The 25,948-nt window shown below is 49.9% G+C and carries 25 protein-coding genes and 1 riboswitch; of the genes, 8 read left to right on the top strand and 17 right to left on the bottom strand.

Features of this window, described 5'->3' with window-relative positions; all coding sequences use genetic code 11:
- Nucleotides 1–29: 29 nt before the first annotated feature.
- Nucleotides 30–350 (bottom strand): ATP-dependent Clp protease adapter ClpS, encoded by a 321-nt coding sequence (gene clpS / locus EHW58_RS03575; protein ID WP_046073527.1) that lies wholly within the window; start codon nt 348–350, stop codon nt 30–32.
- A gap of 804 nt (nt 351–1,154) precedes the next feature.
- On the opposite strand from clpS, the gene cspD reads away from it, so the two are divergent.
- The gene (gene cspD, locus EHW58_RS03570; RefSeq protein ID WP_046073528.1) at nt 1,155–1,376 is read left to right on the top strand and encodes a cold shock domain-containing protein CspD; all 222 of its coding nucleotides are present in this window, start codon (nt 1,155–1,157) and stop codon (nt 1,374–1,376) included.
- Between the two features lie 77 nt (nt 1,377–1,453).
- Here the strand turns inward: cspD and EHW58_RS03565 are convergent, their stop codons facing one another.
- Together EHW58_RS03565 and EHW58_RS03560 are read right to left on the bottom strand one after the other, a co-directional pair.
- On the bottom strand, nt 1,454–2,035 hold the full coding sequence (locus EHW58_RS03565; RefSeq protein ID WP_046073529.1) for a thymidine kinase: 582 nt from the start codon (nt 2,033–2,035) through the stop codon (nt 1,454–1,456).
- A 107-nt stretch (nt 2,036–2,142) separates the two neighbouring features.
- Nucleotides 2,143–3,726, bottom strand: a complete 1,584-nt coding sequence (locus EHW58_RS03560) for a Na+/H+ antiporter NhaC family protein (protein WP_152794798.1) — start codon at nt 3,724–3,726, stop codon at nt 2,143–2,145.
- Between the two features lie 88 nt (nt 3,727–3,814).
- Nucleotides 3,815–3,996, bottom strand: a riboswitch (Lysine riboswitch).
- Between the two features lie 272 nt (nt 3,997–4,268).
- Between EHW58_RS03560 and EHW58_RS03555 the strand changes: the two genes are divergently transcribed.
- The gene (locus tag EHW58_RS03555) at nt 4,269–4,694 is read left to right on the top strand and encodes an H-NS family nucleoid-associated regulatory protein (protein WP_046073531.1); all 426 of its coding nucleotides are present in this window, start codon (nt 4,269–4,271) and stop codon (nt 4,692–4,694) included.
- A gap of 51 nt (nt 4,695–4,745) precedes the next feature.
- On the opposite strand, the gene EHW58_RS03550 is transcribed toward EHW58_RS03555, so the two are convergent.
- Both EHW58_RS03550 and EHW58_RS03545 read right to left on the bottom strand, forming a co-directional pair.
- Nucleotides 4,746–5,717 carry a lytic transglycosylase domain-containing protein gene (locus EHW58_RS03550; protein ID WP_046073532.1) on the bottom strand — a complete coding sequence of 324 codons (972 nt, stop codon included), beginning with the start codon at nt 5,715–5,717 and terminating at the stop codon, nt 4,746–4,748.
- A 10-nt stretch (nt 5,718–5,727) separates the two neighbouring features.
- The gene (locus EHW58_RS03545; RefSeq protein ID WP_069361431.1) at nt 5,728–6,003 is read right to left on the bottom strand and encodes a YcgL domain-containing protein; all 276 of its coding nucleotides are present in this window, start codon (nt 6,001–6,003) and stop codon (nt 5,728–5,730) included.
- Between the two features lie 269 nt (nt 6,004–6,272).
- On the opposite strand from EHW58_RS03545, the gene minC reads away from it, so the two are divergent.
- The 3 genes from minC to minE are packed head-to-tail and all read left to right on the top strand — an operon-like array spanning nt 6,273 to nt 8,036.
- The gene (minC, locus tag EHW58_RS03540; protein WP_077579212.1) at nt 6,273–6,935 is read left to right on the top strand and encodes a septum site-determining protein MinC; all 663 of its coding nucleotides are present in this window, start codon (nt 6,273–6,275) and stop codon (nt 6,933–6,935) included.
- Between the two features lie 17 nt (nt 6,936–6,952).
- On the top strand, nt 6,953–7,765 hold the full coding sequence (gene minD, locus EHW58_RS03535) for a septum site-determining protein MinD (RefSeq protein ID WP_046073535.1): 813 nt from the start codon (nt 6,953–6,955) through the stop codon (nt 7,763–7,765).
- A 1-nt stretch (nt 7,766) separates the two neighbouring features.
- Nucleotides 7,767–8,036, top strand: a complete 270-nt coding sequence (gene minE, locus EHW58_RS03530) for a cell division topological specificity factor MinE (RefSeq protein WP_046073536.1) — start codon at nt 7,767–7,769, stop codon at nt 8,034–8,036.
- A 74-nt stretch (nt 8,037–8,110) separates the two neighbouring features.
- Here the strand turns inward: minE and rnd are convergent, their stop codons facing one another.
- From rnd to EHW58_RS03495, 7 genes are all read right to left on the bottom strand, one after another.
- Complete coding sequence (gene rnd / locus EHW58_RS03525; RefSeq protein ID WP_172969977.1) at nt 8,111–9,244, bottom strand: ribonuclease D; 1,134 nt, start codon at nt 9,242–9,244, stop codon at nt 8,111–8,113.
- A gap of 85 nt (nt 9,245–9,329) precedes the next feature.
- Nucleotides 9,330–11,021 carry a long-chain-fatty-acid--CoA ligase FadD gene (gene fadD, locus EHW58_RS03520; protein WP_370517822.1) on the bottom strand — a complete coding sequence of 564 codons (1,692 nt, stop codon included), beginning with the start codon at nt 11,019–11,021 and terminating at the stop codon, nt 9,330–9,332.
- A 121-nt stretch (nt 11,022–11,142) separates the two neighbouring features.
- Nucleotides 11,143–12,102 (bottom strand): alpha/beta fold hydrolase, encoded by a 960-nt coding sequence (locus EHW58_RS03515; protein ID WP_227486487.1) that lies wholly within the window; start codon nt 12,100–12,102, stop codon nt 11,143–11,145.
- Nucleotides 12,103–12,120: 18 nt separating this feature from the next.
- Entirely contained in the window at nt 12,121–12,666 is a 546-nt protein-coding gene (locus EHW58_RS03510) for a Slp family lipoprotein (protein ID WP_158010043.1), read from the bottom strand.
- A 22-nt stretch (nt 12,667–12,688) separates the two neighbouring features.
- The gene (locus tag EHW58_RS16015) at nt 12,689–12,991 is read right to left on the bottom strand and encodes a chromosome partitioning protein ParA (protein ID WP_152794790.1); all 303 of its coding nucleotides are present in this window, start codon (nt 12,989–12,991) and stop codon (nt 12,689–12,691) included.
- Between the two features lie 32 nt (nt 12,992–13,023).
- Entirely contained in the window at nt 13,024–13,719 is a 696-nt protein-coding gene (gene tsaB, locus EHW58_RS03500) for a tRNA (adenosine(37)-N6)-threonylcarbamoyltransferase complex dimerization subunit type 1 TsaB (protein ID WP_077579209.1), read from the bottom strand.
- Complete coding sequence (locus EHW58_RS03495) at nt 13,720–15,684, bottom strand: ATP-dependent DNA helicase (protein ID WP_152794883.1); 1,965 nt, start codon at nt 15,682–15,684, stop codon at nt 13,720–13,722.
- Between the two features lie 159 nt (nt 15,685–15,843).
- On the opposite strand from EHW58_RS03495, the gene purU reads away from it, so the two are divergent.
- Nucleotides 15,844–16,677: a formyltetrahydrofolate deformylase gene (gene purU, locus EHW58_RS03490; RefSeq protein ID WP_152794788.1), complete on the top strand. Its 834-nt coding sequence runs from the start codon at nt 15,844–15,846 to the stop codon at nt 16,675–16,677.
- A gap of 26 nt (nt 16,678–16,703) precedes the next feature.
- Here purU and EHW58_RS03485 read toward each other — a convergent pair whose 3' ends face one another.
- Nucleotides 16,704–17,249, bottom strand: coding sequence for a VOC family protein (locus EHW58_RS03485; RefSeq protein ID WP_172969979.1), 546 nt, complete (start codon nt 17,247–17,249; stop codon nt 16,704–16,706).
- A 314-nt stretch (nt 17,250–17,563) separates the two neighbouring features.
- On the opposite strand from EHW58_RS03485, the gene argS reads away from it, so the two are divergent.
- Nucleotides 17,564–19,294 carry an arginine--tRNA ligase gene (argS, locus tag EHW58_RS03480; protein ID WP_172969980.1) on the top strand — a complete coding sequence of 577 codons (1,731 nt, stop codon included), beginning with the start codon at nt 17,564–17,566 and terminating at the stop codon, nt 19,292–19,294.
- A 74-nt stretch (nt 19,295–19,368) separates the two neighbouring features.
- Here the strand turns inward: argS and EHW58_RS03475 are convergent, their stop codons facing one another.
- Nucleotides 19,369–19,974 (bottom strand): DUF924 family protein, encoded by a 606-nt coding sequence (locus tag EHW58_RS03475; protein WP_046073545.1) that lies wholly within the window; start codon nt 19,972–19,974, stop codon nt 19,369–19,371.
- 164 nt (nt 19,975–20,138) lie between these two features.
- Here EHW58_RS03475 and EHW58_RS03470 point away from each other — a divergent pair, with 164 nt between their 5' ends.
- Complete coding sequence (locus EHW58_RS03470; protein WP_077579207.1) at nt 20,139–20,567, top strand: HIT family protein; 429 nt, start codon at nt 20,139–20,141, stop codon at nt 20,565–20,567.
- Between the two features lie 305 nt (nt 20,568–20,872).
- Here the strand turns inward: EHW58_RS03470 and EHW58_RS03465 are convergent, their stop codons facing one another.
- From EHW58_RS03465 to znuA, 3 genes are all read right to left on the bottom strand, one after another.
- The gene (locus EHW58_RS03465) at nt 20,873–23,515 is read right to left on the bottom strand and encodes an AraC family transcriptional regulator (protein WP_172969981.1); all 2,643 of its coding nucleotides are present in this window, start codon (nt 23,513–23,515) and stop codon (nt 20,873–20,875) included.
- 188 nt (nt 23,516–23,703) lie between these two features.
- Nucleotides 23,704–25,038: a murein DD-endopeptidase MepM gene (mepM, locus tag EHW58_RS03460; protein ID WP_077579205.1), complete on the bottom strand. Its 1,335-nt coding sequence runs from the start codon at nt 25,036–25,038 to the stop codon at nt 23,704–23,706.
- Entirely contained in the window at nt 25,022–25,918 is an 897-nt protein-coding gene (gene znuA, locus EHW58_RS03455) for a zinc ABC transporter substrate-binding protein ZnuA (RefSeq protein ID WP_227986275.1), read from the bottom strand. Before znuA ends, mepM begins: the two co-directional genes overlap by 17 nt.
- Nucleotides 25,919–25,948: the final 30 nt, after the last annotated feature.

Genomic DNA, 25,948 nt, shown 5'->3' with positions numbered 1-25,948 from the left:
AAAACCGCGCTAAAGCGTGATGGAGCCGGCTAAGCTTTCTCCATCGTGCACAGTAGCGGATGGCCATGCTCTTTGGCATACATCATTACCTGTGCCACTTTCGTTTCAGCGACCTCGGCGGTAAATACGCCACAGACCGCTTTTCCTTCATAGTGCACCGTCAGCATGACTTGCGTCGCTTTGTCCACATCCATGGCAAAAAACGTCTGGAGCACATCGATAACAAACTCCATCGGAGTATAGTCATCATTATTTAGCACCACCTTGTACATTGATGGCGGTTGCAACTTGGTTTTTTCTGACGATTCGGCCTCTGCGTCAGGCAAACCCCACTGGTTCCAATTACTCATAACTCATTCAATGCATTGTTAGGGTGTCTCGGTAAGTGATGTGGCGGGGCACTACTGCCATCCACGATTCCCGTCCACCTATACTTAAAGTTAAGCCACAGATTGTATTCCAGCAACCTTTTCATTGCGAACACCGTTTGCCTGAGCAATTGTTAAGCACTGCATTATGTAATAGTGTCTGACGCAGCATTTCGTTCACTGCGCGCGACACGAACGTGTCATCGCTCACTGCATCAAAATGCATAAAAAACAAGGCAATCCGGCTAGCAAATAACGTGTGGGTGGATCGCATCAAGCGCGACGGGTGAGAAATAGGCACACGCCTATCTCGATTCACAATATTCACTCCATGATCATTTTTAAGCAGGTAGACTCCTTACGTAATGCCAGTAGCGATCATGCCAATCCAAACACTTAAGGGCTAAAGAGCAAGTTATTAGAATAAAAAGTAATAGTTCAGCCCTGTAATAGCGCATCTATCACTGTAATCACACGGGTTTATAGCGAAAACATCCAGGGTAAAATCTAAAAAACTATGCAATTGAGATGTCTGTTGTTGAATGAATAATTGCCACTTCCTCACACTTTTTCGATTCGATATTACATTACTGTTATAAGTTATACCCCACACTTGACTGCCTAAAAGTATCTACTAAAGTGAAACATGTGGTAGGTAAACTAACCATGTCACTTCTATTCAATCATATCAGTGATGGCAACAGTGCCGCGCTGCCGGGATTGATGAGGTGGAATGAACGCGTTTATCGCAGGTATGCAAAGTTTGATGCAAGAAGGATGTGTCGCATGGAAACTGGTACAGTAAAATGGTTTAACAATGCAAAAGGATTTGGCTTTATTTGTCCGGTAGAAGGAGAAGGCGATGTGTTTGCCCACTATTCTACCATCCAGATGGACGGATATAAGACATTAAAGGCGGGACAAACCGTCAACTACGAGGTTCAGGAAGGACCAAAAGGCTACCATGCCAGTGAAATTGTGCCAGTCGATCAAGAAGCGGCTAAATAGCGCTGAATCCGGTCGGCCAAATGGAAAAGGCGAGCTTACCGCTCGCCTTTGTTGTGTTTGACCGAACTCAATGCCGTCTAGAGTAACCCAAGCATCTGTTTGTAGTGGCGGCGACACACAGAAACATAACGTTCATTGCCCCCAATCACCACCTGATCACCATCCGCAATGGCATTACCCTCGCTATCTTGGCGAATAACTCGACTCGCTTTACGTCCACAATGGCAAACGGTTTTCAGTTCAACGAGCTTATCAGCCCACGCCAACAAGTACTGCGACCCTTCAAACAGCTCACCACGAAAATCCGTTCTTAATCCATAACACAATACTGGGATCCGCAGCTTATCCACCACATCGGTGAGCTCAAGGACTTGCTGTTTGGTCAAAAATTGGCTCTCATCAATCAATAAACAGTCAACTTTCTCTTGCGCCAAGATAGTCGCAACGTGCTCGAATAGCGACGTCTGATTGTCATACAGGTGGGCATCAGCTTCTAAGCCAATTCTAGAACTAATTTTTCCGACCCCATAGCGGTTATCAATCGCGGCGGTAAATAGTAGAGGCTGCATACCGCGTTCTTGGTAGTTAAAGGCCGATTGTAACAAGGTGGTCGACTTACCCGCGTTCATTGCCGAATAATAAAAGTATAACTGAGCCATAACTGTCTCTACACGTAATGCCCGTTTTGGGCGAGCTGGATTAAATAAACAGGCATGCTACCGCACTAGCAGAAAAAGAAAAGCCCCGCCGAAGCGAGGCTAGATAATTAACCGACCAATTTACACGGTCGCTTTTTAAGCCACATTAACCCAGCACATAGTGCAACGAACGCAAACACGGTCGCCATCAAAGACCAAAGAAGTGACGCGGTAAAGCCTAACACCATGAAGCCTACGGTTGAGACAAGCGCCCCGCCAATAGCATAAGGGAGCTGGGTGGCGACGTGGTCAATATGTCCACATCGTGCCCCTGTTGAAGACAAGATAGTGGTATCAGAAATTGGTGAACAATGATCGCCAAATACCGCCCCCGCCAATACTGCTGAGAGCATAGGTAGCATCAGAGCAATCTCTGTCGCCGCGGCAAGATCGCCTGCGATAGGAAGCATAATACCGAACGTCCCCCACGACGTCCCTGTTGCAAAGGCCATCACTGCCGCCAACAAGAAGAGCACCACAGGCAAGAGTTGCGCCGGTAAGTTCCCCTCAACTAAAGACGACAAATATTTGCCTGTTTGTAGGTCACCAATAATATGGCCAATTGACCAAGCAAATAACAGAATGAGGATCGCGCCAAACATAGACTTTGCGCCCACCCAAAGGGTTTTCGCAATATCTGATACCGCAATACCTTGTTTACCTGTCATCACTAAGGACACAGCTAAACCCGCCAGTCCACCCCACAGCAATGACATGCCGACATCGGTATTTTCAAACGCGCCGAGGAGAGAAAAGGATTGTGCATCAGCGGCCAAGGCCTGCCCGCCGGTATATAGCATCGCTCCCACCGTCGCCACGACTAGCATAATAATGGGGGCGACCAAATCAGCCACGCTGCCTTTATCACTTTCTTCAATCCCTAAGTCATCGCAGATATCAGCGCAGTTTTCACTTTCATCGCCCAATCGACTGCCTTTTTTCGCCTGATATTCAAACTGACGCATCGGGCCAATATCCAGTTGAAACCAAACCACCGCAAACACTAAGAGCAAGGCAAAAATGGCGTAAAAGTTCATCGGGATCATGGTGACAAATGCCCCTAGAGCCGTGTAATCCGTCACACCATGCGCCACTAAAATCGAGCCAATCACGGTAATGATATAGGCTCCCCAGCTTGATGCTGGCGTGATCACACACATAGGGGCTGCCGTGGAGTCAAGGATGTAAGCCAGTTTCGCTCGAGAGACGTGAAATCTATCTGTCACGGGGCGAGAAACGGCGCCCACCGCTAAGCTGTTGAAATAATCATCGACAAATATAAATACGCCGAGAAAAGCGGCGAGCAGTTTCGCCCCACGTTTACTCTTGATCCGGCTTTGCGCCCAATTGGCGAACGCGCGTGTCCCTCCAGAAAGAGACAGGAGCGCAGTGATCATACCGAGTAAAATAAGAAACGCGAGAATACTTAAATTCCAGCTATTTAAGCCTCCATCAGCAATAAATAGCCCAGTGATTACCTCAAGTAAGTACTGTCCAGAAGAGAGGAAAGAAAAATCGGTCAGTAATACAGTACCCAGTACGATTCCCATGCCCAACGACAATAAAACCCGTCGTGTGGCAATCGCGAGGCCTAGCGCCAATAAAGGGGGAAGCAGTGATAAAGCGGATGAAGAAAAATCTGTTAAGTTCATGATCTCAGTGTCAACCAGGTGGTTGGAGATCTACTGCAGAAATGAAGACGGTAAGGTGTGGTATCACACGGCAAACAACTTGCCTCCTACATACAGTAGCGCTCCATAGTGTATTTCCAAGTACTATGGCAGTGCTGCCCCTATTCGGTAACAGCCCCAGCTCAATCGGTGTGATGACCTGATTGGCTTCGGCGTTGTTTCCTTTTATGCGCTCTCATCGGTATCACCCTCTTGCGCACGACTTATAAACAACGCACCTCTACGTTAAGCGTGGTGCATTCTACACAACGTGTTTACTATCGCAACTATTTATGGTTGAAAAAACGTCGATTAACCCCCACCTTACTCGATGCCAATAAAATGCGTCTTATCTTCTATTTTTTTAGACATCTGTTTCAAAAAAGACAATAGAATTAAAGTCAAATTTGCGGTTAACTTGCAATTAATGAACAATATGGCGTATTAATATAGGTCATATTGTATATTTCAATTATACTGCTATCATTCTTTCAATTAACATATAAATCAAATAGGAACCAATAATGTCTGATGCAATGAAAGCCTTACTCAATTTGCGTAGCTTACGCGCAGTTGCAAAAGAGATGTCTACTGAGCAACTGAACGAAGCCTTAGAAAAATTACAAACGGTTGTTGAAGAGCGCAAAGAAATCGATCGCCAAGCTGAAGCGCAAGAAAAAGAGCGCTTAGAGAAGTTAGAAAAATACCGTGCTATGTTAGAAGCCGACGGTATTGACCCAGAAGAAATCGTGGCATTGTTAGGTGGTGCTTCCAAGAGCAAAGCATCGGGTAAACGCGCGACTCGTCCAGCAAAATATCAATATACGGGCGAAGATGGCTCACAAAAAACCTGGACAGGCCAAGGTCGTATGCCGAAAGTGATTCGCGAAGCGATTGAGAGCGGTGCGGCTAAGCAGGAAGATTTCCTCATCCCAGGCCAAGAAGCCTAAGTCCATATTCCCGCATAAAAAAAGAGGCGCTCAGCCTCTTTTTTTTATCCCTTAACCAAATTTAATTCTGTCTGCCAAATGGCTCACCGCTAACGCAAAGTAGTGCGAGCGATTCCATTTCAATAAACTCTGATAATTATTATAAACAAGATAAGCCCTGCCTTTACCATCATCAGGCTGAATCAACCACGCATTGATATCGACGGCGGGTAGCGCCTGACCATTCAAACGGCGCACACCACGCGTCTGCCAGGCACTCAATGAGTGTGCTTTATCACTGTCGGTGCCAAGCAAAGTACGATCTATTCCTGCAGGTAGCTGTACTTGCCGCCCCCATGTATAAGTATCATCCCACCCGGCTTTTTTTAAGTAATTCGCAGCAGACGCAAAAACATCGGCTTCTGTTTGCCAAATGTCTTTCTTACCATCTTGATTGCCATCGACCGCGTAATTAATAAACGAGCTTGGCATAAACTGGCATTGGCCCATTGCCCCTGCCCAAGAGCCTTTCATCGCTTCTGGCGCAATGTGCCCTTGCTGTAATATCTTCAGTGCAGCCATGGTCTCTTTACGAAAAAAGGCCTCTCGACGACCATCAAAGGCTAATGTTGATAAAGCTTCAATCACATTATAACTGCCCTGAAGTTTGCCAAAATTACTTTCTACGCCCCATAAAGCCACAATAAAACGCGGCTGAACTTGGTACTGCTCACCGATGGTTTTCAACGTGTCGTAATGTTCACGATACAGTTTTTTCGCTTGGGCGACTTTCCAATCAGGCACAGCACGCGGAATATATTCATCCAGCGTAAGGCGTCGCTCAGGTTGATTTCGATCGGAGCTGACCGCACGCTCGTGGTATTCAACGTCCTTAAACGCACGCTCAAGTAACGCATCACTGATGCCCGCCTCTCGTGCCTCGGCTTTTAAGGTGGTCACATACTGCTCGAATCCGGGCTTGGCCATCACAGGGCTCACCAAAAGTGCCGCCGCGATAGAAGCTGAAATCATACCTTTGCGCATAGTCTTCCTTTTACAGTTTTTCGTTTTTATTACGAATGGCCTGCAATGCCGCATCAGGTGGCGGGGGCAATTGCACAAAAAAACCATCACTTTGCAGGCTTTGTTTAACCTTATTGATGTCAACAGCAGCCAGTTTATCGCGCTTGTCTAAGTTGATCATCATGGCAAATTCGGGTTGCCCAAAGCTATTCATTAATGCCTCAGGCACATCATCAAATTTATCTTTCTCTGCAAGATAAAGATAGGTGCCTTCTTTCTTTTTGCTACGATAAATTGCGCAATACATCTCAAAAGTCCTCATGAGCATGCCATATTACTGGCGATAAATTGTCATCTCGGGGTAAAGGTTTGTTAAGCTTTGCAGCAAAGTGTGTCAAAACGCGTCTCTGCTGCCATTTCTCATTCAAACGTTAAAAAAACACCATTAAAGGGAGAAATGCCGCATCAACGGCAAACCCTGCTTGCCGCATTGGCTCTGTGAATATACCATGCTATCCAACGTCTGATAATGCGCGTCTGACTCGTGTTTAAATGACAAAACCGGGATCGAATAACATGCTCAAACAACCGGAGTTGAAAGGCTCAACCTTTACCCTTTCCGTCCTCCACCTCGTTGACGATAATTTTGCTGCCGCTGCCAATGTTTTGACAGAGAAAGTCACCCAAGCACCGGCCTTTTTTCAAGGCGCCCCTGTTGTCGCTGACATTAGCCGTCTATCACAATGTCCTGATATCGGTGCCTTAAAGCAGTGCTTACAGGCCACAGGCATGATTCTCGTCGGATTGACCGGCGTCACCCATAATGATACACGCGAGCTTGCGCTGAATGCGCAGCTAGCCGTGCTCAAGTCAAGCAAGCAATCCCGAGTTGCCGATCCGATTCAGCCGCCTGCCAAAGTGGTCACCGCCCCCGTGCGTTCAGGTCAGCAAATCTATGCGAAAAACGCCGATCTGGTGATCCTCAATCATGTCAGTGCCGGCGCGGAAGTGATAGCCGATGGCAGTATTCATATCTATGGCGTTTTGCGTGGCCGAGCTATTGCCGGCGCAAGTGGACAAAAGCAAGCGCGTATTTATTGTCAGAACCTTCAGTCAGAATTATTGTCAGTAGCAGGAAGCTATTGGCTCAGCGATAAAATTCCATCAGAACATTTAGAGCGACCTTCCATGGTCTCGCTTAATCAAGAAAGCTTACACATTGACCCCCTCACGCTATAAGAGAATAAGGAAGAGGAATGGCACGAATTATTGTAATTACTTCCGGTAAAGGCGGTGTTGGTAAAACAACATCGAGTGCGGCATTGGCGACCGGGTTGGCCATGACAGGCAAAAAAACCGCCGTGGTCGATTTTGATATTGGCCTACGTAACCTGGATTTGGTGATGGGCTGTGAGCGTCGGGTCGTCTATGACTTTGTCAATGTCATTAATGGCGAAGCCAATCTGCATCAAGCATTAATTAAAGACAAACGCGTAGACAATTTGTTTATTCTGCCAGCCTCACAAACACGCGATAAAGATGCGCTAACCAAAGACGGCGTGGAGCGGGTTCTAAAAGACATGGATGAGCTTGGCTTTGAATACATTATTTGCGACTCGCCCGCGGGCATTGAAGCCGGTGCATTAATGGCGCTGTATTTTGCTGACGAAGCGATTGTGACCACTAATCCAGAAGTTTCATCCGTACGCGACTCTGATCGGATTCTAGGTATTCTCGACTCCAAGTCACGCCGCGCAGAAAACGGCGAGGATCCGGTAAAACATCACTTATTACTCACTCGCTATAATCCTGCACGTGTGACCAACGGTGAAATGCTCAGTGTTGAGGATGTTGAAGATATCTTGCGTATTCCACTGTTAGGGGTCATCCCGGAGAGCCAGTCTGTGTTGCACGCCTCAAACAAAGGCGAGCCAGTGGTACTTGACCAAGAATCTGATGCAGGCCAAGCCTATGAAGATGCCATTGCGCGTCTGCTGGGTGAAGAGCGTCCCTTCCGCTTTATCGAGGAAGAGCGCAAAGGTTTCCTAAAACGCTTATTTGGAGGCTAATGTGGCACTGCTTGAATTCTTCCGCCCATCTAAGAAAAAGTCGGCCAATATTGCCAAAGAGCGTTTACAAATTATTGTTGCCGAGCGTCGCAGTGCAGATAGCCCAGCGCCGACTTATTTGCCTCAGCTCAAGCAAGATATTTTAGACGTGATCCGCAAATACGTGGATATCGCACCGGACCAAGTGTCTGTCAGCCTAGAGCAAGGCGATGATGACCTATCCGTCTTGGAGCTGAATGTCACCTTGCCCGAAGAGGGAAAAGAGAGCTAGATCTCAATTACAACGGGCTAATACAGAAAGCGGTGGCTCAAGGCCACCGCTTTTGTTTATGCGTGAGATGATGACTATGCCCCTGGGGCGTTAGGGATCATCGTCAGCAATGTCTCACCCACTAACCGAAAGCGCCACCCCGAGGCTAAGTCAGGACGTTTGTCTTCTTGACGCTCCTCTCGCCATACCCAGGTAATCAATTGATTAAGCTGCTTTTTAGAACCAATAAACTCAGGCGCTAAGCCTGACTTATCTGCCTGGGCTTGCACCTGCTCCTTAATCGCTTTAATCACCGACTTATACCCAGGCTCATCGACTAAGCGTGTGATGGCCGGCGGGCATTTGGCTAACGGGGTTTTATCCGCTTGCGTGGCCAACGTGATCAAGGTTTGCGCGTGATAACGCACTTCAAATTTGTCGAACCCATGCTCGTTCATTTGCTCAACCGTACGAATACCATAACGCGCCATTTTCCAGAGGTTTTGCTCTTTAACGATAAAGTTGAGTGCCATATTCCGGCGGCGCGCTTCCTCAGCTCGCCACTTGGCAAGAGCTTGCAATACCGCTAACTGTTGAGGTTTAAGCTGCCACGCATATTTAATATCGAGATAAGCTGCTTCATCCGGCTTTACCCACTGCTTTTTGCGGCACAACAGGCCACACTCTTCTACCATGGCGTCATACCACGGTGTGTCGGATAGCGCTTGAGTCAGCGCTTGATAAAGCGGTAGCAAGTAATACACATCAGCGGCCGCATACTGTTTCTGCTTGTCCGTTAAGGGACGTGCACACCAATCAGTGCGCGACTCTCCTTTATCTAAGCTCACGCCGACATAACGCTCTACCAAGCTTGCGAAGCCCTCGGAGACGCCATGACCTAAAAAGGCGGCGACGATTTGCGTGTCCACCATGGGGGTTGGCAACACGCCCGCGTAGTGCTGAAAAACCTCTAAGTCTTCGCTACTCGCATGTAACACCTTGGTGACCTGGGTGTCAGTCAACAGCGCCCATAACGGAGAAAGATCATCAATGGCTAGCGGGTCAACCAGCACCAGTTGCTCGCCATCATAAATCTGGACCAGCCCCAATTGTGCATAAAAGGTACGCGTACGGACAAACTCGGTATCAAGCATCACAACGGCTTGGTCACGGAAATGTGCGCAGATATCGACCAGCTGTTGATCGGTGGTGATTTGTTGATAGTTCACAAAAAAGCCCATAAAGAAAATGCCGGCGAGGCCGGCATTTCGTGATTCGTTATCGACAGTTTACCCTTTTCTGGGTCGGTTCGCATTAAGCTGACGCTTTTTGCTCAGTGGCTTGCGGCTCATCGCGTAACTCTCGACGCAGAATTTTACCCACATTGGTTTTAGGCAGTTCATCTCTAAATTCCACGACACGTGGTACCTTGTAGCCAGTGAGGTGTTTGCGACAGTGCGCCACAAGATCATCTCGCGTAAGCGACGGATCTTTTTTGACCACACAAATTTTAACCACTTCCCCAGAATTCTCATCTGGCTGGCCAATGGCGGCCACTTCTAACACCTTGTCATGTAACGCAACGACATCTTCCACTTCATTGGGATACACATTAAAACCAGAGACGAGGATCATGTCTTTCTTGCGATCGACAATATGCAAGAAACCATCATCATCGAACTGCACCACATCGCCAGTCGCTAACCAACCCTGTTCGTCGATACTGTCTCGTGTCGCCTCTGGACGATTCCAATACCCTTGCATCACTTGCGGGCCACGCACTAACAACTCACCCGGCTGGTTGTCCGCCACATCTTCACCCTGATCATCAACGATGCGAACCTCCGTCGATGGCACGGGCAACCCAATGGAGCCGTTGTAGTCTCGTAAATCATAAGGATAGGCCGCAACCAGTGGCGAACACTCCGTCAACCCATATCCTTCGAGCAAATGCTTGCCAGTCAGCTTTTTCCAATTTTCCGCGACAGCCCTTTGCACGGCCATACCGCCACCGACGGTCAAACGCAGGTTAGAAAAGTCCAACTCATGGAAATCTTCGTTATGGAGTAGCGCGTTAAACAGGGTATTCACGCCTGTAATGGCCGTAAACGGATACTTTTGTAGCTCTTTAACAAAACCTGGAATATCGCGTGGGTTGGTGATCAGTAGATTTTGTCCACACATTTCAATAAACAAGAGGCAATTGACCGTGAGCGCAAATACGTGATAAAGCGGCAATGCAGTGACAACTAACTCCTCACCTGCATTGAGTACCGGCTGATACGTCCCTTTGGCTTGATAGACGTTAGCTAACATATTTCTATGCGTGAGTACGGCGCCTTTCGCTAACCCCGTGGTGCCACCGGTATATTGTAAAAATGCAATATCCTCGCCTTTCAAAAAAGGCTTCACATATTGCATACGTCGACCACGGCGCAGCGCTTGGCGCATCGAGGTCGCGTGCGGCAAATGATACTTAGGCACCATTTTTTTGACGTATTTGACTACAAAGTTAACCAGGGTCCCTTTGGCTCGTGGCAACTGTTCACCCAAACTGGTCAATACCACGTGTTTCACCGGCGTATTGTCGACCACTTTCTCTAACGTGTGAGCAAAGTTACTCACAATCACAATCGCCTTTGCCCCGGCGTCCGTTAATTGGTGCTCAAGCTCGCGAGGGGTGTACAACGGGTTAACGTTCACGGCGACACAACCGGCTCGTAAAATACCAAACAGGGCAATTGGGTATTGCAGCAAGTTCGGCATCATAATGGCAACGCGATCGCCTTTTTTCAGTTTCAGCTCGTTTTGTAGATAGGCTGCAAACGCACGGCTACGCTCTTCCAGTTTACGAAATGTCATGACCTGCCCCATATTAATGAAGGCAGTTTGATCCGCGTACTGCTGAACAGAATGTTCAAACATCTCGACCAGAGAGCGATGGGCATCTGGATCTATTTCCGCCGGCACATCCGACGGGTAACGATTAAGCCATACCTTTTCCACTGGCTTTCTCCTATGTGTTAACTTGCAGGCTATATTGCCTGCTTCGATCGACGCGAGGCATAATTCAAACAGGTGTTTAACCTGCCCACCATAGCGTTAACATTATTTTTACACGAGCATTTTAAGTGCGCGTTTGAATTTTGGTCACAAAATCCGTTATTAACGACACAGTTTGTTGCGGTTGCTGAAGGTGACAATGGTGTGTCCCGGGGATCTCAATAAGTGTCAATTGCTTAAACCACGTGGCTCGTTGCGCGGCATCGGCAGAGCGCAGCGCAGGATACCCATCTGTCGCGCGAATCGCCAGCACAGGGCATTCAATCGCTCGAATAATCGACTCTCCATGGCCGGGCGCCATTCGATACAGTGGCTCACCACGAAGCTTAGGATCATGACGCCAACGTACACCATGACCGCATGTCTCGAGCCCGCGTGCTACCAGTGGCATCAGTGACTGACAGGCGACTTTATTAATGGATGCGCGCAATTGTAGCGCCTTAATCGCAGAATCAAAGAGACGTGGTGTTTTTTGCGCTGAATTTAAGCGCTGATTGAGACTTTTCGCGATGCGTTCGGTGATTTTATGTTCAGGTTCAACAATGGGCCCCAACGCTTCTATCGAGACAGCCCCCGCGATCGACTCAGGAAAACTGGCCGCGTAACAGCTAGCCACTAACCCTCCCAATGAGTGCCCCACCAATATGACGGGACCTATTTTCTCAGGTTGCGAACAAAGTGTTTGGTGAAGCACTTGATGCAAGCTATCTAGATAATCAAAAAACGGGTAGTGATAATCCCCGGTTTTGTGCTCAGACAAACCGTGCCCGGGCCAATCAAACATAAGTAACCCGTAGTCTTGAGGCAGCATGGGGATCAGTGAATCAAAACTCGCCAGGTTGTCTTGCCAGCCATGTAAAAAAACCAATGTTGGCGCTAAGCCGTTTGCTGGGCGGCTTGCCGCGGCCACTGTCACATCATTAAGTCGAATCGAGGTCGGCGTTAAGCCAGACGATAACCCGAGTGCTGCCGGGTCAGACGCCAATAATGCCTCGAGAGCCTCCGTCAATGGCGGTGTCATCATCACAATCACATACAAGGGCTAATAAGGTAAGCTAATCACGCTTTGCACCCGTCCCGTGCCGACGCCAATGCGCACTCGGGAGCAGTACAAGCCGTAGCAATAAGGTCTGTCATCATCAACCACATGCTGTTCAATATCCCAAAGCTGGTGCCCTGTTACCCTAAGCACGGGGTAATCATAGGAATAATCCCCCACTTTTCCCGCTTGACGGCCCTGAAACTCGCCCAACACCGTTATCGGCCGGCCTTTGGCATAATCAGCCGGTTCAATAAAACCAGTAAAAATCGCTTTGAAGCGCCCAAGCGACGAGGCATCGATATCGGGCCGACCCGCTGTCGACGTTGGCACCGCCACTATTTCAACCACAGAGTCCTGTTCACGGTTATTCACCCCAACGATCAAGCCACCAAGGCGCACCTCTTCCCCTTGGTTTGCCTCTGTCATTTTCGCGACCACCGGGTATTCGGTCACGGGCTGGTCCATCCGGCCTTTTAGGGACTCAGGCAAACTTGTACAGCCACTCAGTAGCAACATGCCGCATAAAACTAACAGGTAAGACTTCATATCAGGCTCCTTTCGCGCCACATCACACATAGATATCGACGCCTACTAAGTTGATCAGTTCCTCTCGCCTGGCTTGATTTAACACCGCGAAGTAGGAAGCCATCGCTTGACGGCCGCGGCCATCCGGCAAATCATATTGCACGTACGCTTTTTTCGCCTGTTCTGCTTGCGCAACCGCGGCGGGGTCGACACGCTGGCGAACCGCCTTAGCCACTTGCGTCGTCTTGGGCGTTTGTTTGCGCGTCGTTTGCGGCTTTTTGCCCGCACGCTGGGGATGGTTAGGCCGGTTTGTCTGTGGGGAGGATACACCGTTAATCGATACCATATTCACGTCCTATGCTGCCGGCCTCATGGTGGTTATTCGCGCCCGGGTAACTTTTTCCAAGTGACTTTATCCCGCAGATACGTGGGGCTAGCAAGCTCCGCAGCGACTGTGTCTCCCGCACGATACGCCTGCTTAGCAATCTCCAGCATATCTTGTGCTTGGGGGTATAACACCTCTGACGGCGCTGTCTGCAATGCCAAGCGTGTTGCCAGATCAGGATAGGCTGCCCATCCGGTTCCTGCCAATGTCCACACCCCCTCGGTGCACTCAGGGGTGAATGCGTCCGGGGCGACGACCCTCTCTTCACCGACACACTGCCATACGCCAGCGTCAGTCCGCAGATATTGGCCAACATAGAGTTCACCCATACGCGCATCAATCGCCGTCAATACGCGCGTCGCATTATGTAAGCGACCGCTTTGTGCTGCCATCGCTGCCAATGTTGAAACGCCAATCATTGGGAGATCTGCACCAAACGCTAGACCTTGTGCAATTCCGATGCCAATACGGACGCCTGTGAAACTGCCCGGCCCGCGACCAAACGCGAGTGCATCCAATTGCGTCAATGTTAGGCCCGCTTCTGCCAATACCTCATCGACCATGGGTAGGATCTTGTTGGTATGCTCACGCGGTGCAATTTCGCTGCGTGTGATAATCTGATCATCACAGCACAGTGCGACAGAGCAGTTTTCGGTCGCCGTATCTACGGCCAATATTCGTAGCGTCATTTAACCCTCTATCGGTTGATCTAATAAATGCGATTGCATCGTGTTGCTGTTGGTGTCACTGCCCGACAAAAAATCGTCAATGTGGTGTAAATCCCGCGTGCGAGGGATCGCCGGCAAGCTGCGCAAAAAGGTTGCGCCGTATGCGCGGGTCACCAATCGGTTGTCACAAATAACCAGTGCACCAAAATCTTGTTGATCCCGAATGAGACGCCCCACTCCTTGCTTTAGGGTGATCACCGCTTCGGGGATCTGTACCTGAGCAAAGGGATCGCCCCCTTGCAGTTTACAATCTTCTATTCGTGCTTTTAATAAAGGATCATCGGGGGAAGCAAACGGGAGTTTATCGATGATCACACAACTGAGCGCTTGTCCACGCACATCAATGCCTTCCCAAAAGGCGCCCGTCGCCACCAGCAACGCATTGCCCAACGACAAATACTCTGCCAATAAGCGCTGCTTGGGCATCTCTCCTTGCATGAGGACGGGCAATGACAGCTGCTCACGAAACAAGGCTGACAGCTCTCGTACCATTTGATGTGACGTACACAGGAAAAAGCAACGCCCTTGGTTACGTTCAATCACCGGTCCCAATAATGCGGCAAGTCTGTTGGCACGACGAAAACTATTGGTTTCCGGTACATGACGAGGCACGCAAAGCCTCGCTTGATTGGGGTAGTCAAAGGGGCTTTCCAATGTCATTTGTTGCTTAGCGTCAATCCCGAGACGGTGATTAAAATGCGCGAAGTCGCCCTCAACGGCCAAGGTAGCGGAGGTAAAAATCCAAGCGCCGCCCTGTTCGGCCATTTGCTCACGAAAACGATCCGCCACCGATAAGGGGGTAATATTGAGGCTAAAGTGGTGACGAGTACATTCGTACCAATAAGAGTACCCGGTGATTGAGGTATCTTTTAAGCGTGCAAGCCGCGCTTTAAATAAAGTGATGCGATCAAATGCAGCGTCAAGCAATTGACTGCGGCCGAGTGATAATTTCACCACGTCATGCGCAAGATCGAGCGCATCTGATAACCGTACCAGTTCTTTCTCTACGCTGGGCGACGTCTGTAATTCACGCCAGTTACCTCGGTATCCAGGCTCGCCCATCACCAAGCGCATATCCATCGCAGCTTGCGAGAGGCGATCAGCAACTTTTTCCAGTTGACGCGTGTCTCGTAACTCAGTGCGATAGGCGATATGAATGTCTTTGGCAACATCTTGCAGCTGCCGGCTAGATAGAGATTGGCCAAAATACTGACTGGCAATGTCCGGAAGCTGATGCGCCTCATCAAACACCATCACGTCTGCTTCTGGGATGAGCTCGCCAAACCCCGTTTCTTTGATGGCAACATCCGCTAAAAATAGGTGATGGTTGACCACCACCACGTCGGCATCCATCGCACGACGCCGCGCTTTGACCACATAACAGTCTTCATAACTTGGACAGTCTTTACCAAGGCAATTGTCATTGGTGGACGTCACCACAGGGATCAGTGGGCTGTCTTCAGCCAATGCGTCACATTCACTCAGATCACCCGACTCGGTATAGGACGACCACTCGCGAATTTTAACCAGCTGACTCAATTGCCCAGGCTCGCTGTCGGGGCGGTGGCACTCACTAATTTGTCGCTCGAGTCGCTCTGGGCACAGGTAATTGACTCGGCCTTTCAATAAGGCGGTGGTTCCTGTATAGCCCAAGGCTGACTTCATCAGCGGTAAGTCTCGATGGTAGAGCTGCTCTTGCAGATTTTTCGAGCCAGTGCTGATGATGGCCTTTTTACCACTTAATAAAACAGGCGCCAGATAGGCATAGGTTTTCCCGGTTCCTGTGCCCGCTTCCACCACGAGCTGGCCTTGGTCACGAATTGCCGCATCAACAGCAATCGCCATATCTGTTTGCGGCTGGCGAGGCACAAAACCATCAATCGCTTTGGCCAGCGCACCGGTGTCTGAGAAAACCTTACGGATCATTGTATAAATACACAGGGGGAAAGCCGCCATTATGCCAAACCCCTCTTCGGGATGAAACCACTCCCCTGAGAAACCGATGGCGCATCGTAAAATCACTTTGACCTTGCGGCTGAGACAGGGTAAAACCGAGGGTTTAGTCATCAGCAGTACACGACCAACATGGAACGAAAAACACTTCTCACGGACTGTCCTGACGCCCAAGGGCTCATCGCGACCATCACCAACATTTGCTATAAACATCAGCTCAACATTATTCACAACCGAGAGTATGTCGATAATGTCACTGGGCAGTTTTATATGCGCACTGAGCTGGAGGGGATTTTTAACGATCACACCCTGCTTCTCGACCTTGACCATGCGCTACCACCTGGCAGCCAGCGCCAGCTGATTAGCTCGCGCCGCAAACGCGTCGTCATCATGGTCACCAAAGAATCCCACTGCCTCGGCGACATTATAATGAAAGCCTATGATGGCTCGCTCGAGATTGATATTGCAGCGGTAGTCGGTAACTATGACAAACTACAACATCTGACTGAGCGCTTTGATATCCCTTTTCATTATGTAAGCCATGAGGGCCTAAGCCGAGAAGAGCACGAGCAAGCCATGCTCAAAGCGATTCAACCCCATCAGCCTGACTACATCATTCTCGCGAAATACATGCGGGTTCTGACGCCTGACTTTGTTGCCCAATATCCGCATCGCATCATCAATATTCATCACAGCTTTTTGCCCGCATTTATCGGTGCCCGTCCATACCATCAAGCGTTTGAGCGTGGGGTCAAAATCATTGGTGCCACCGCCCACTTTGTCACCAATGACTTGGACGAAGGGCCGATTATTGGCCAAGACGTGATTCATGTTGATCACAGCTTTAGCGCGCAAGATATGGCCAAAGCAGGCCGCGACGTGGAAAAAAGTGTGCTAAGTCAAGCAATTGAATGTGTTGTCGAAGACCGGGTATTTGTCCATGGCAATAAAACCGTGATCTTGTAAACCGACAACATTGGTTGAGCCAGTGCTCAAACACTGGCTTCGCTAGCAATAATTTGCGCGAGTGAATAAGGATGAAACTTCACGCAAACACCATTTTGCTTAAACGCGATGGTTGGATTGGCCAACCGCTCTCCCGCAACCTGTGGCTCACTGTGTTTAACCGTTATCTCGCTCAGCTTTGCTGCGCGCGCGAGTAAGCCTGGAAACTGCGCGTGTAACGCGTCTTCAAGCCCTGATAGGGTGGCATGGCGGCAAGGAACCACAAACTCCATATGTTCCCAGCTTTGAAAAGGATAGGTTTTGTGGTGAGGAAACGGCAATTCCACTAAATCAGTTTGCCAGGCACCAAAGTGTAATGAGGTATTAAGCTGATAAATATGGATCGGCCGCTGGTTGACCATCGCCTGTGATATTAATTGCCCCTGTGCGCTTAGATGGCCGGCAAGCGATTGTGTTAACACGCTATCATTGGTACGGATCGCAACGTGATCAAGCGTTAACTGGGTACAATCAATCGCCAGCGTTTCCAGCAACTGATTGATTTTATCTGTAAAAGTTGCTTGATCTCGCATCAGGGATACCCAATTGCTGGCATCATGCATAGTGACCTCTCAAGGTTTTAAAGTGCTCGTTGTCTTCCAGTCGCGAAAGATATCAAGGATGGCGTTGAATAACTATTGCCAATGCCTGCTGTTTTATGGGTATCATTAGGGCTAATCCGCGTCGATTGACGTCATGGTTCGCAACAATACAGCATCCCGCCAACACTGTGTTTGCACGCTTGGTTACGTGGCAGTGCAGTGTTGGCGGATTCTTGTATTAATAAGCTGGAAGCCCACAAAACGGGTCATTCATAATCAGCCCGGCTAGTAGTAAAGGTAAGCAAGTGAATATTCAAAGTCTTCTTAACGAAAAAGTGTCTGCCGCGATGGTTGCGGCGGGTGCGCCTGAGGGCACACCAGCGGCAGTGCGTCAGTCTGCGAAGCCACAATTTGGTGACTATCAAGCGAATGGAGTCATGGGAGCAGCCAAAAAGCTCGGCACGAACCCCCGTGAGTTTGCTCAACAGGTTTTGGATGCGCTCGACCTCGGTGATATGGCGAGCAAAACAGAAATTGCCGGCCCAGGCTTTATCAATATCTTCCTTAACGATCAGTGGTTAGCCAAACAGGCAGATGCCGCCCTGTCGGACGCACGTTTAGGTGTCGATAAACAAGACACACAAAACATTGTGGTGGACTATTCAGCCCCTAACGTGGCAAAAGAAATGCACGTTGGCCACCTTCGCTCCACTATCATTGGTGACGCCGTTGTACGCACCCTCGAATTTTTAGGCCACAACGTGACCCGTGCCAATCATCTCGGTGATTGGGGGACACAGTTCGGTATGCTCATTGCCAACCTCGAGTTACATGAGTCACGCGGTGACGATGTCTCCATGGAACTGGGTGATATCGAAAACTTCTATCGTGAATCCAAAGCTCGCTACGACGAAGATGAAGCTTTCGCCGCCACAGCGCGCGACTACGTGGTTCGCCTGCAACGCGGTGACGCCTATTGCAAAGAAAAGTGGGAAAAGCTTGTCAAAGTAACGTTGGAGCAAAACCAACGTAACTATGATCGCCTGAATGTCTCATTGAGCAATAAAGATGTGATGGGCGAAAGTCTGTATAACGATATGCTGCCCGGTATTGTTGAAGACTTAAAAGCCAAAGGGATTGCCGTAGAAGATGATGGCGCACAAGTTGTCTTCCTTGACGAGTACAAAAACAAAGACGGCGAGCCAATGGGTGTGATCATCCAAAAACGTGATGGTGGCTATTTGTACACCACCACTGATATTGCTTGTGCCAAATATCGTTACGAGCAATTCAACGCTGACCGTGTGCTCTACTTTATTGACTCACGTCAGCACCAGCATCTCATGCAAGCTTGGACCATTGTGCGCAAAGCGGGCTATGTGCCGGATTCGGTCAGTCTTGAGCATCACGCGTTTGGCATGATGCTCGGCAAAGACGGTAAACCTTTCAAAACCCGCTCTGGGGGCACAGTCCGCCTCGCTGACTTACTCGATGAAGCAGAAACACGTGCCAAGGCACTGATCGCAGAGAAAAATCCAGATATGGATGCTGATACGCAGCGAGATATCTCAACCACGGTCGCGATGGCAGCCGTCAAGTATGCCGATCTGTCAAAGCATCGTACCACGGATTATATCTTCGACTGGGATCATATGCTGGCCTTCGAGGGCAACACCGCCCCCTATATGCAGTATGCCTATACCCGTGTGGCGTCAGTCTTTGCCAAGTCTGGGGTTGACCGTGATGCACTCGACGGTGAAATGCTCATTGAGCATGAGAAAGAAAAAGCGCTGGTCGCCAAACTGCTTCAGTTTGAAGAAGCGGTTAAATCAGTCGCGCGAGAGGGTCAGCCTCACCTAATGTGTAGCTACCTATTTGAACTGGCTGGTCTATTCTCAAGCTTCTACGAAGCATGCCCTATCCTGCTTTCTGAAGGGAATACGCGCCAAAGCCGCCTAAGAATGGCTGCATTGACGGCCAAAACCATCAAGCAAGGCCTAGATCTGTTGGGTATCAACACGCTTGAGCGCATGTAACAAGGTTAGATGATCCTTGTTGTGCGGATAAGCGCAGAAGAAGGGCGCCCACTGGTTGCAAGTGGGCGCCTTTTTTATCCCTGACCAAAATGCTGATCCGTTTCGCTAAGCCACAACCGTTCCTCGGGAGTCGATAACCGTCCCATCACCGCATTGCGATGAGGAAATCGACCAAAGGTAGTAATAATGTCGTAGTGCTGGCGTGCGTAATCAAAGCATTGCTCGTACCAAGCTTTTGCCTCCCCACTCACTCGCTGACGCAGTTGATCAAACCGAAACAGTGCTTCTTCTTGGTCTGCTTCTTCTTCAGCATGCTCTAAGGGAAGATAGAAAAACACCCGTTGAAGCGGGGTTAAGACTTGGTCGTCACCTTTCGCAAGCCCTGCCTTACAGAGAGCCAATGCCAAGGCATCATACCGATATGCTGCCGCCAACCCGCGATATAAGTTTCGGGGGAATTGATCGAGCAGAATAATCAATGCCAAACGCCCCTCTGCGGTCTGGGCCCAGTCATTTAATGCGCCCGCGCCGGCCGCACTGACCCAAGATTGGAATCGCTCGCGAATCGCCTCATCAACGTCTGGACTACCGCCAAACCATCGTGCCTGCGAGGCGGACGAAGGAACCCACTCACTACGCTCGTCGCCAAACCAAAAAGCTAGGACGTCTTGATAATGCATGCCACCTCCTCTCGCGTTCGTCGACACATTTGGCTTCAACATTGTGTTAAGCGTACTTGCTTTTTGTTTCTTATGAGGCGAATCCTCCTATTCGGTGAGGAGTTTGTGACCCAAAAGCAAGTTGTGATGTAAGCTATGCGCTCGCATTGCAATAAGGAGCCTGTATGTCCTTCGTTCTCCACTCACGATTAGCCGCCGATAGCGCTTATGTCGGTGATTTCTCACTTTGTCAGTTGCGCCTTGCGCATGCCGATATTGGTCCATGGCTCTTGCTGATCCCACGTAAGCAGGACATCGAAGAAATTCACCACCTTGACGATACTGAGCAGCACTCGCTGTGGCAAGAGTCGGCCATAGTGGCGCGCTGTCTTGAGCGTCTATTCTCCCCTGACAAGCTCAATATCGCCGCAATCGGCAACCTAGTTCCCCAGCTCCATCTCCACCATGTTGCTCGGTTTAAAACGGATCCGGTATGGCCAAATCCGATTTGGGGCCACCTACAAGTGGGGCATCGTCCTCACGAACAAGCACAGCCCCTCATCCAACAGCTGAGGGAGACACTCGCCGCCAGTGGGTTAGTCGTCAATGGGTAAGTGCACTTCGTTATTTTCGTCAAAATCAGAAAATGAAATAAAAGCAATAATTATCAATGACTTAAACTTAAACCTGTCAAGGTGCGATTGGCGGTTTAGTCATAACGACTCAAGCGCAAATTACGGTATATTGATGCCGCTGGTTAAGACAATACACGCCTGACCAGCCCGTTTTTTACCAGGGCGGGCTCCCCGCCCTCGGCAGCAAGCGAAGGTGTCGTTGACACCCGTGGCATGGCTCCCCGGCTATGCCACGTTTTCTTTTACGCGCATTTCCCCCCTGGGTTTCAGGTCAACAGCCCAACCTAATCACGTATATCTGCCACGGTTATATCGGTCGTCGTGCGTCGATACTGCGAAGGACTGACACCAAAGTAGCTTTTAAACCGTTGACTAAAGTAAGCCGGATCGCGATATCCGCACGCCTCAGCCACATCCGCAACCGAATACCCGTGCTGCAAGCGCGCAGCGGCATCACTCAGTCTTTTCTGCGTCACATAAGCGGTCACTGTCACACCAAAATACTGTCGACACTTACGTTGCAAATTACGCTCAGACATCGCTAACGCGCTTGCTACCTGAGCCATTGAAAAGTCAGGATCTCGGTACTTGGCCGCGATAACTTTCTCAAACTCGGCTGTCCATCGCTGATTGGCTTGGTCTGAAGCCAGCGCCAGTGATGAGGGCGATTCAAATCCGATAGGATATGTGACATCCGAGATTTCATCCAGCGGCCCGGAGATGGGCACGCTCGATGTCTCTATGTGCACCGCCGACAAGTGACGTTGTCTCAAGGCTAAGATGACAGCCGCAAGAACCAGGCTCACAAAGCAGGCCAGTACCATGCCATTGATAATGTGAGGCAATAGAGGAAGAGAGACAGAGATATCTAACACAGTATGGGAAGCACCATCACGCGGAATAGCAATACGTAATTGATAGTGCCCCCCCACCATATTGGCCAAAGAAATCGTATCACTGCCGGTCTGCTGCCAAGCGGCCAGTTTGTCAGCCATTGGCTGGCCAGCGTGCTGATAAGGCACGAGCTGGTAATGCACGCGTGTCACTTGTCGTTCTGGTGGCCAACTCCCCCACGCTAGATAGGCGGGGCTTTGCTCTAGTAATGTCACCGCTGTTTGCTGTCGAGGGCCAATACGCCAACGCTTGCGTTGCTGCCAAACCGCACCAATCACAACACTTGGCGGTTTACGCAGAGAAAACGCCAATTGGTCAGTATCTATCTGGTAGGTATAATCCCCTGCCAACAGAGTGAGTTGATGGGGTTGGGTCGCGTAGCAGGCCACTTTTTCTGCATCAGATGGGAGGCGAAATGTGCGCACGAACCCTCGTGGGGCAATGTGTACCAATGCTTGGTTACTGTACGCCCATACGCCGTCGCGGTTACCAGTGACACAGTGGAATCGCTCATCGGGTAGCGATAAATAAACCAATGACGCGGCGTCTGGGGCGCTAGGATCGTATTGATACACACCGCGCGCACTGGTGAGCCATAAACGACCTCGTTCATCGGTATACATATCCTGCACAGGCAGTCGGTCTTTCGCCAAGGGGACCGGCTTAAAATGACCGTCTCGATAACGGGTTAAGCCATTCTGATCACGGATCCATACACTACCGCGACCATCATCGTAAAAGCCTAACACCTCACCCGCGTGATGAGTCTGCCATCGCGTGCCATAACTGACCAATGTCTGTGTGTCCGGCCAGTAGCGCATCACCTGATCGTCAACCGATAACCAGACGGTGCCCTCTGCATCAGTATACAAATGCTCCGCGGGCAAGGTTACCAACCGGTCGGGTATGACGATGCTTACCCCTGTTTGCGTATTGATCCCTTTTGTACCTGACGGTGTTGACCACCAAAGGCGCTGAGCGTCTCGGGTGGCACTGAGGTATTCACCGCTTGGTGCATCCGAGGTCCATGGTACAGTGCGATACCCACTTAAATCGCGCCAACTGCCTCTCTCTAGCCCCCAAGGGTTACTCTGCGCCATAAAACCATGGGTAAGCACGCTGGGAAACGCGCGGTGTTGATGAGTTATCCAACGCTGGCCCGGCGCACGATAACGTGTAGCCTGATCGGTTGAAAACCAGATCCCCCCTTCAAAATCTGCCCATAAAAAAGTGATGCTTTGGCCTGCTATACCCTGAGAGCCTGGCTGCCAAACAGGCGTCGCGACACCGTCTAGGGAAAGTCGAAATAACCCGTTATGATTGGCGGCCCACAACCCGCCCGAGCCGACCGTCATTCTTTGGTAGCCTCCACGAGTATTCAACACGTGTTGTGCTTTTACTTGATCGCCCGATAATGCCAGTAGATAAACACGCTTTTCGGTACTGATCCATGCTCTGTCTTGTTTCGCCGTGATCGCTGTAATCGGCGTAGAAAAGCGTGTCAGTTGACGCACACCCGCGTCACTGAGTTGGTATAAGCTTGTCCCGACCGCAAACAATCGATGACCCGCAGTAAACCAAACACTATCAGCACGCCACGGACCCGTTCGCCACACGTGAAATGCCTTATCTTCCCGTTGATAGACGCTTATCTGGCCGCTTTGAATGTGCCATAGCGTATTATTGATCGTCGCCAGTCGTGGCGATTGGGAGGGACGAGGCGCATGATCAGCGCGTGTCTGTGCAACGGCATCGGGCAACGGGAAAGCGGTAAGCGTATTGGTACTTGGCTGGAAACGATAAACATGTTGCCTTCCTGCCATCCAAAGCGCCTGGTGAGCATAAGCAATGGTCAGGATCTTTTCATCAGGCAAGGTCAGGGCGTCGTTGAGTGGATGGCGCTGATGACCATCAAAAAAATGAATGCGTCCTTGGTTATCCAACAACCACATACCACCAGATGACTGCACCGCCACATCGCGAACATCACCGAGGCCATTGAGACCGCCGTATGATTGAAACGATGTGAGCAAGGGATCATGCGCCTGCAAAGGTAGGCAAGGAAAGATGAGAGCCAGCCATAACAAACAGAGACATCGGCGTTTCATGTACGAGAAGAGAGACAGGTTGCAGGATTCAGTGGCGTAGTGTCCTGCGACCTGCCCCTAAATAAAACCCTGCAACCCTAAATGTGAGCTAGGCCTCACATAATTGATACCCATTACCCATTTAATCGCTGCGCCAACGCCTGATGTGCACGTTTAGCTTGACGCTGGAACCCATTACGCTCGCCATTAGGAACGGGGTGCGCTTCAGGCAGCGGTACCTTCATCGCGTTGACCGGGTGACCGTATTTGAGCAATTCAAAATGAAGATGAGGCCCCGTTGAGCGACCGGTATTACCACTTAATCCGATTCGTTGTCCCATCGACACATGATCGCCCGGCTTCACTAAAATCCGGTGCAAATGTAAATATCGCGTTGAATACTCACGCCCGTGTTTAATCACCACGTAATTACCCGCTAGCGGGTGTTTACGCGCTTTAACGACAACACCATCACCGGCGGCCAATACTGAGGTACCCACTGGCGTCGCGAAGTCAGTGCCATTGTGCGGTGAAATACGCCCGGTAATCGGGTGCTTACGATGTGGGTTAAACGATGAGCTAATACGATAGCGCTTGGCAGTGGGATAACGACGGAGCGCACGATCAAGGCTTTGCCCCTTCTGATCATAAAAGCGTCCATCATGATGACGATAGACAAAAATGTCTCGACTGCCCGATTTGTAGAGCATGGCCGTGACCTTACCCGATGACACGGGTTTATTGTCGATGAACTCTCTGTTTACTTGTACCGCAAACTGATCGCCGCGACGAGATTGACGTCCAAAGTCAAAACGCCACTGTAGCGCCGAGACCAGATTTTGAATCTGATTAGGTGTGAGCCCAGCTTGGCGCGCCTGCTGATAAAAGCTACTATTCACCCGTCCAATCAAGGTCACACTCTCAAACTCGCCTTTGGTTTCCAAGCGCTGATAGTCAACGGTACCTTGATCGAACTGGTAATAGTCGCGGTATTTAATCGATTGATAAACGGTGAACGTCAGCAATCGACCTTCCTCGTCAACTTGCCATTCCATTTTTTGTCCGCGACGAATATCGCCGGCCTTATCGTTCACATCCAGCATTTGGTAGAGCTGACCGATAGCGAGACCATACTGTGAGAAGATCTCACCGAGTGTATCCCCTGCCGCGACGGTGTGGTGATGGACACGCGGCGCCTCAGATGTGATGTCTTGCTCGAGCGCATCTTCAGGCACACTCAAGGCAGGATCATTTGCATCCATGCCTTGCTCAATCGGTTCACTGTGATCCACTGTCGCCGGCGCTTGGTGTTGATTGACCGCCGGCAACGGTTGCCGTTCTTTGGGAGAAAAAGGATGGGGCTGCCACATGAGGGCAGCGCCAACCAAAAGAGATAATGAAGCCAGGGCCAGCTTGTGCTGGCGAGGAAGTCTGGCTGTCACAGCGAGCCAGTTAGTCAGTAGTTTCATGCTTTAAACAACGTGTGAAACGATTTCCTAAATCTTTTAAAAACACCTGATAGCTATCAGGCGCTACCGGAATTGATGTCGCCAATGGATCTAAGGCAAGTACATTGACGTCATTATGTCGTGTCACAGCATCAATCAGTGCGGGATTAAACTGCGGCTCAGTGAAGATACAGGTCGCATCATGATTAAGCAAACCTCGGCGAATCGTCACCAGGGTTTTCGCCCCAGGCTTTTGACTTGGATCAACCGTAAAATGTCCGGTTTTTGCGAGGCCAAAAGCATCTTCAAAGTAACCATAGGCATCATGGAAGACAAAATACCCTGACTGAATACGGGTGGCGAGGTCTTGCTGAATATCGGCAACGGTTTGATCGAGCTTATCATTGAAACGAGTCAGGTTGGCTTGGTATTGCTCTGCTTTACCGGGAGCGGCTTCAATCAATGCCTCTGTAATAGCTTGTGCCGCCACTCGAGTCGTTTTGGGTCCCAGCCAAAGGTGCGGGTCAATATTGTGCTCGCCATGATCGTGTCCATGATGATGATGGTGCCCGCCATCAAAATGGCGCAACGGCATATTCTCGACCTGTGTCAAGGTCAATACAGAAGGTTTATCCGCCAACAACTTAGAAAGAAAAAGCTCTAGCTCGGGTCCCACCCAAATCGTCACATCCGCTTGATTTAAACCGCGTATGTCCGATGGCTTTAGCGCATAGCTATGCGGTGACGCGCCCGGCGGCAACAACACATCGACGGTATCATCTTGTGTCACAAGTCCTGCCGCGATCAGCTGTAAAGGCTTAATCGATGTCATTACCGACGTGGCTTGCGCGGGCAATGCCAGTAGTAGTGCAATAAATACCCCAATAATACGCGCCATCATCTTTCCTCTCATTCTTATGTTTTCTCACTG

Origin of the sequence: Salinivibrio sp. VYel1, from assembly GCF_009377945.1 — a bacterium.
In the GTDB taxonomy this organism is placed as follows: domain Bacteria; phylum Pseudomonadota; class Gammaproteobacteria; order Enterobacterales; family Vibrionaceae; genus Salinivibrio; species Salinivibrio siamensis.
This window is presented reverse-complemented; position numbering and strand designations above follow the sequence as displayed.

Excerpts from the sequence above, each read along its gene's own strand:
- clpS (WP_046073527.1), bottom strand. The coding sequence starts at position 350 with ATGAGTAATTGGAACCAGTGGGGTTTGCCTGACGCAGAGGCCGAATCG.
- cspD (WP_046073528.1), top strand. The coding sequence starts at position 1,155 with ATGGAAACTGGTACAGTAAAATGGTTTAACAATGCAAAAGGATTTGGC.
- EHW58_RS03565 (WP_046073529.1), bottom strand. The coding sequence starts at position 2,035 with ATGGCTCAGTTATACTTTTATTATTCGGCAATGAACGCGGGTAAGTCG.
- EHW58_RS03560 (WP_152794798.1), bottom strand. The coding sequence starts at position 3,726 with ATGAACTTAACAGATTTTTCTTCATCCGCTTTATCACTGCTTCCCCCT.
- EHW58_RS03555 (WP_046073531.1), top strand. The coding sequence starts at position 4,269 with ATGTCTGATGCAATGAAAGCCTTACTCAATTTGCGTAGCTTACGCGCA.
- EHW58_RS03550 (WP_046073532.1), bottom strand. The coding sequence starts at position 5,717 with ATGCGCAAAGGTATGATTTCAGCTTCTATCGCGGCGGCACTTTTGGTG.
- EHW58_RS03545 (WP_069361431.1), bottom strand. The coding sequence starts at position 6,003 with ATGTATTGCGCAATTTATCGTAGCAAAAAGAAAGAAGGCACCTATCTT.
- minC (WP_077579212.1), top strand. The coding sequence starts at position 6,273 with ATGCTCAAACAACCGGAGTTGAAAGGCTCAACCTTTACCCTTTCCGTC.
- minD (WP_046073535.1), top strand. The coding sequence starts at position 6,953 with ATGGCACGAATTATTGTAATTACTTCCGGTAAAGGCGGTGTTGGTAAA.
- EHW58_RS03515 (WP_227486487.1), bottom strand. The coding sequence starts at position 12,102 with ATGATGACACCGCCATTGACGGAGGCTCTCGAGGCATTATTGGCGTCT.
- EHW58_RS03510 (WP_158010043.1), bottom strand. The coding sequence starts at position 12,666 with ATGAAGTCTTACCTGTTAGTTTTATGCGGCATGTTGCTACTGAGTGGC.
- EHW58_RS16015 (WP_152794790.1), bottom strand. The coding sequence starts at position 12,991 with ATGGTATCGATTAACGGTGTATCCTCCCCACAGACAAACCGGCCTAAC.
- tsaB (WP_077579209.1), bottom strand. The coding sequence starts at position 13,719 with ATGACGCTACGAATATTGGCCGTAGATACGGCGACCGAAAACTGCTCT.
- EHW58_RS03495 (WP_152794883.1), bottom strand. The coding sequence starts at position 15,684 with ATGATCCGTAAGGTTTTCTCAGACACCGGTGCGCTGGCCAAAGCGATT.
- purU (WP_152794788.1), top strand. The coding sequence starts at position 15,844 with ATGGAACGAAAAACACTTCTCACGGACTGTCCTGACGCCCAAGGGCTC.
- EHW58_RS03485 (WP_172969979.1), bottom strand. The coding sequence starts at position 17,249 with ATGCGAGATCAAGCAACTTTTACAGATAAAATCAATCAGTTGCTGGAA.
- EHW58_RS03475 (WP_046073545.1), bottom strand. The coding sequence starts at position 19,974 with ATGCATTATCAAGACGTCCTAGCTTTTTGGTTTGGCGACGAGCGTAGT.
- EHW58_RS03470 (WP_077579207.1), top strand. The coding sequence starts at position 20,139 with ATGTCCTTCGTTCTCCACTCACGATTAGCCGCCGATAGCGCTTATGTC.
- mepM (WP_077579205.1), bottom strand. The coding sequence starts at position 25,038 with ATGAAACTACTGACTAACTGGCTCGCTGTGACAGCCAGACTTCCTCGC.
- znuA (WP_227986275.1), bottom strand. The coding sequence starts at position 25,918 with ATGATGGCGCGTATTATTGGGGTATTTATTGCACTACTACTGGCATTG.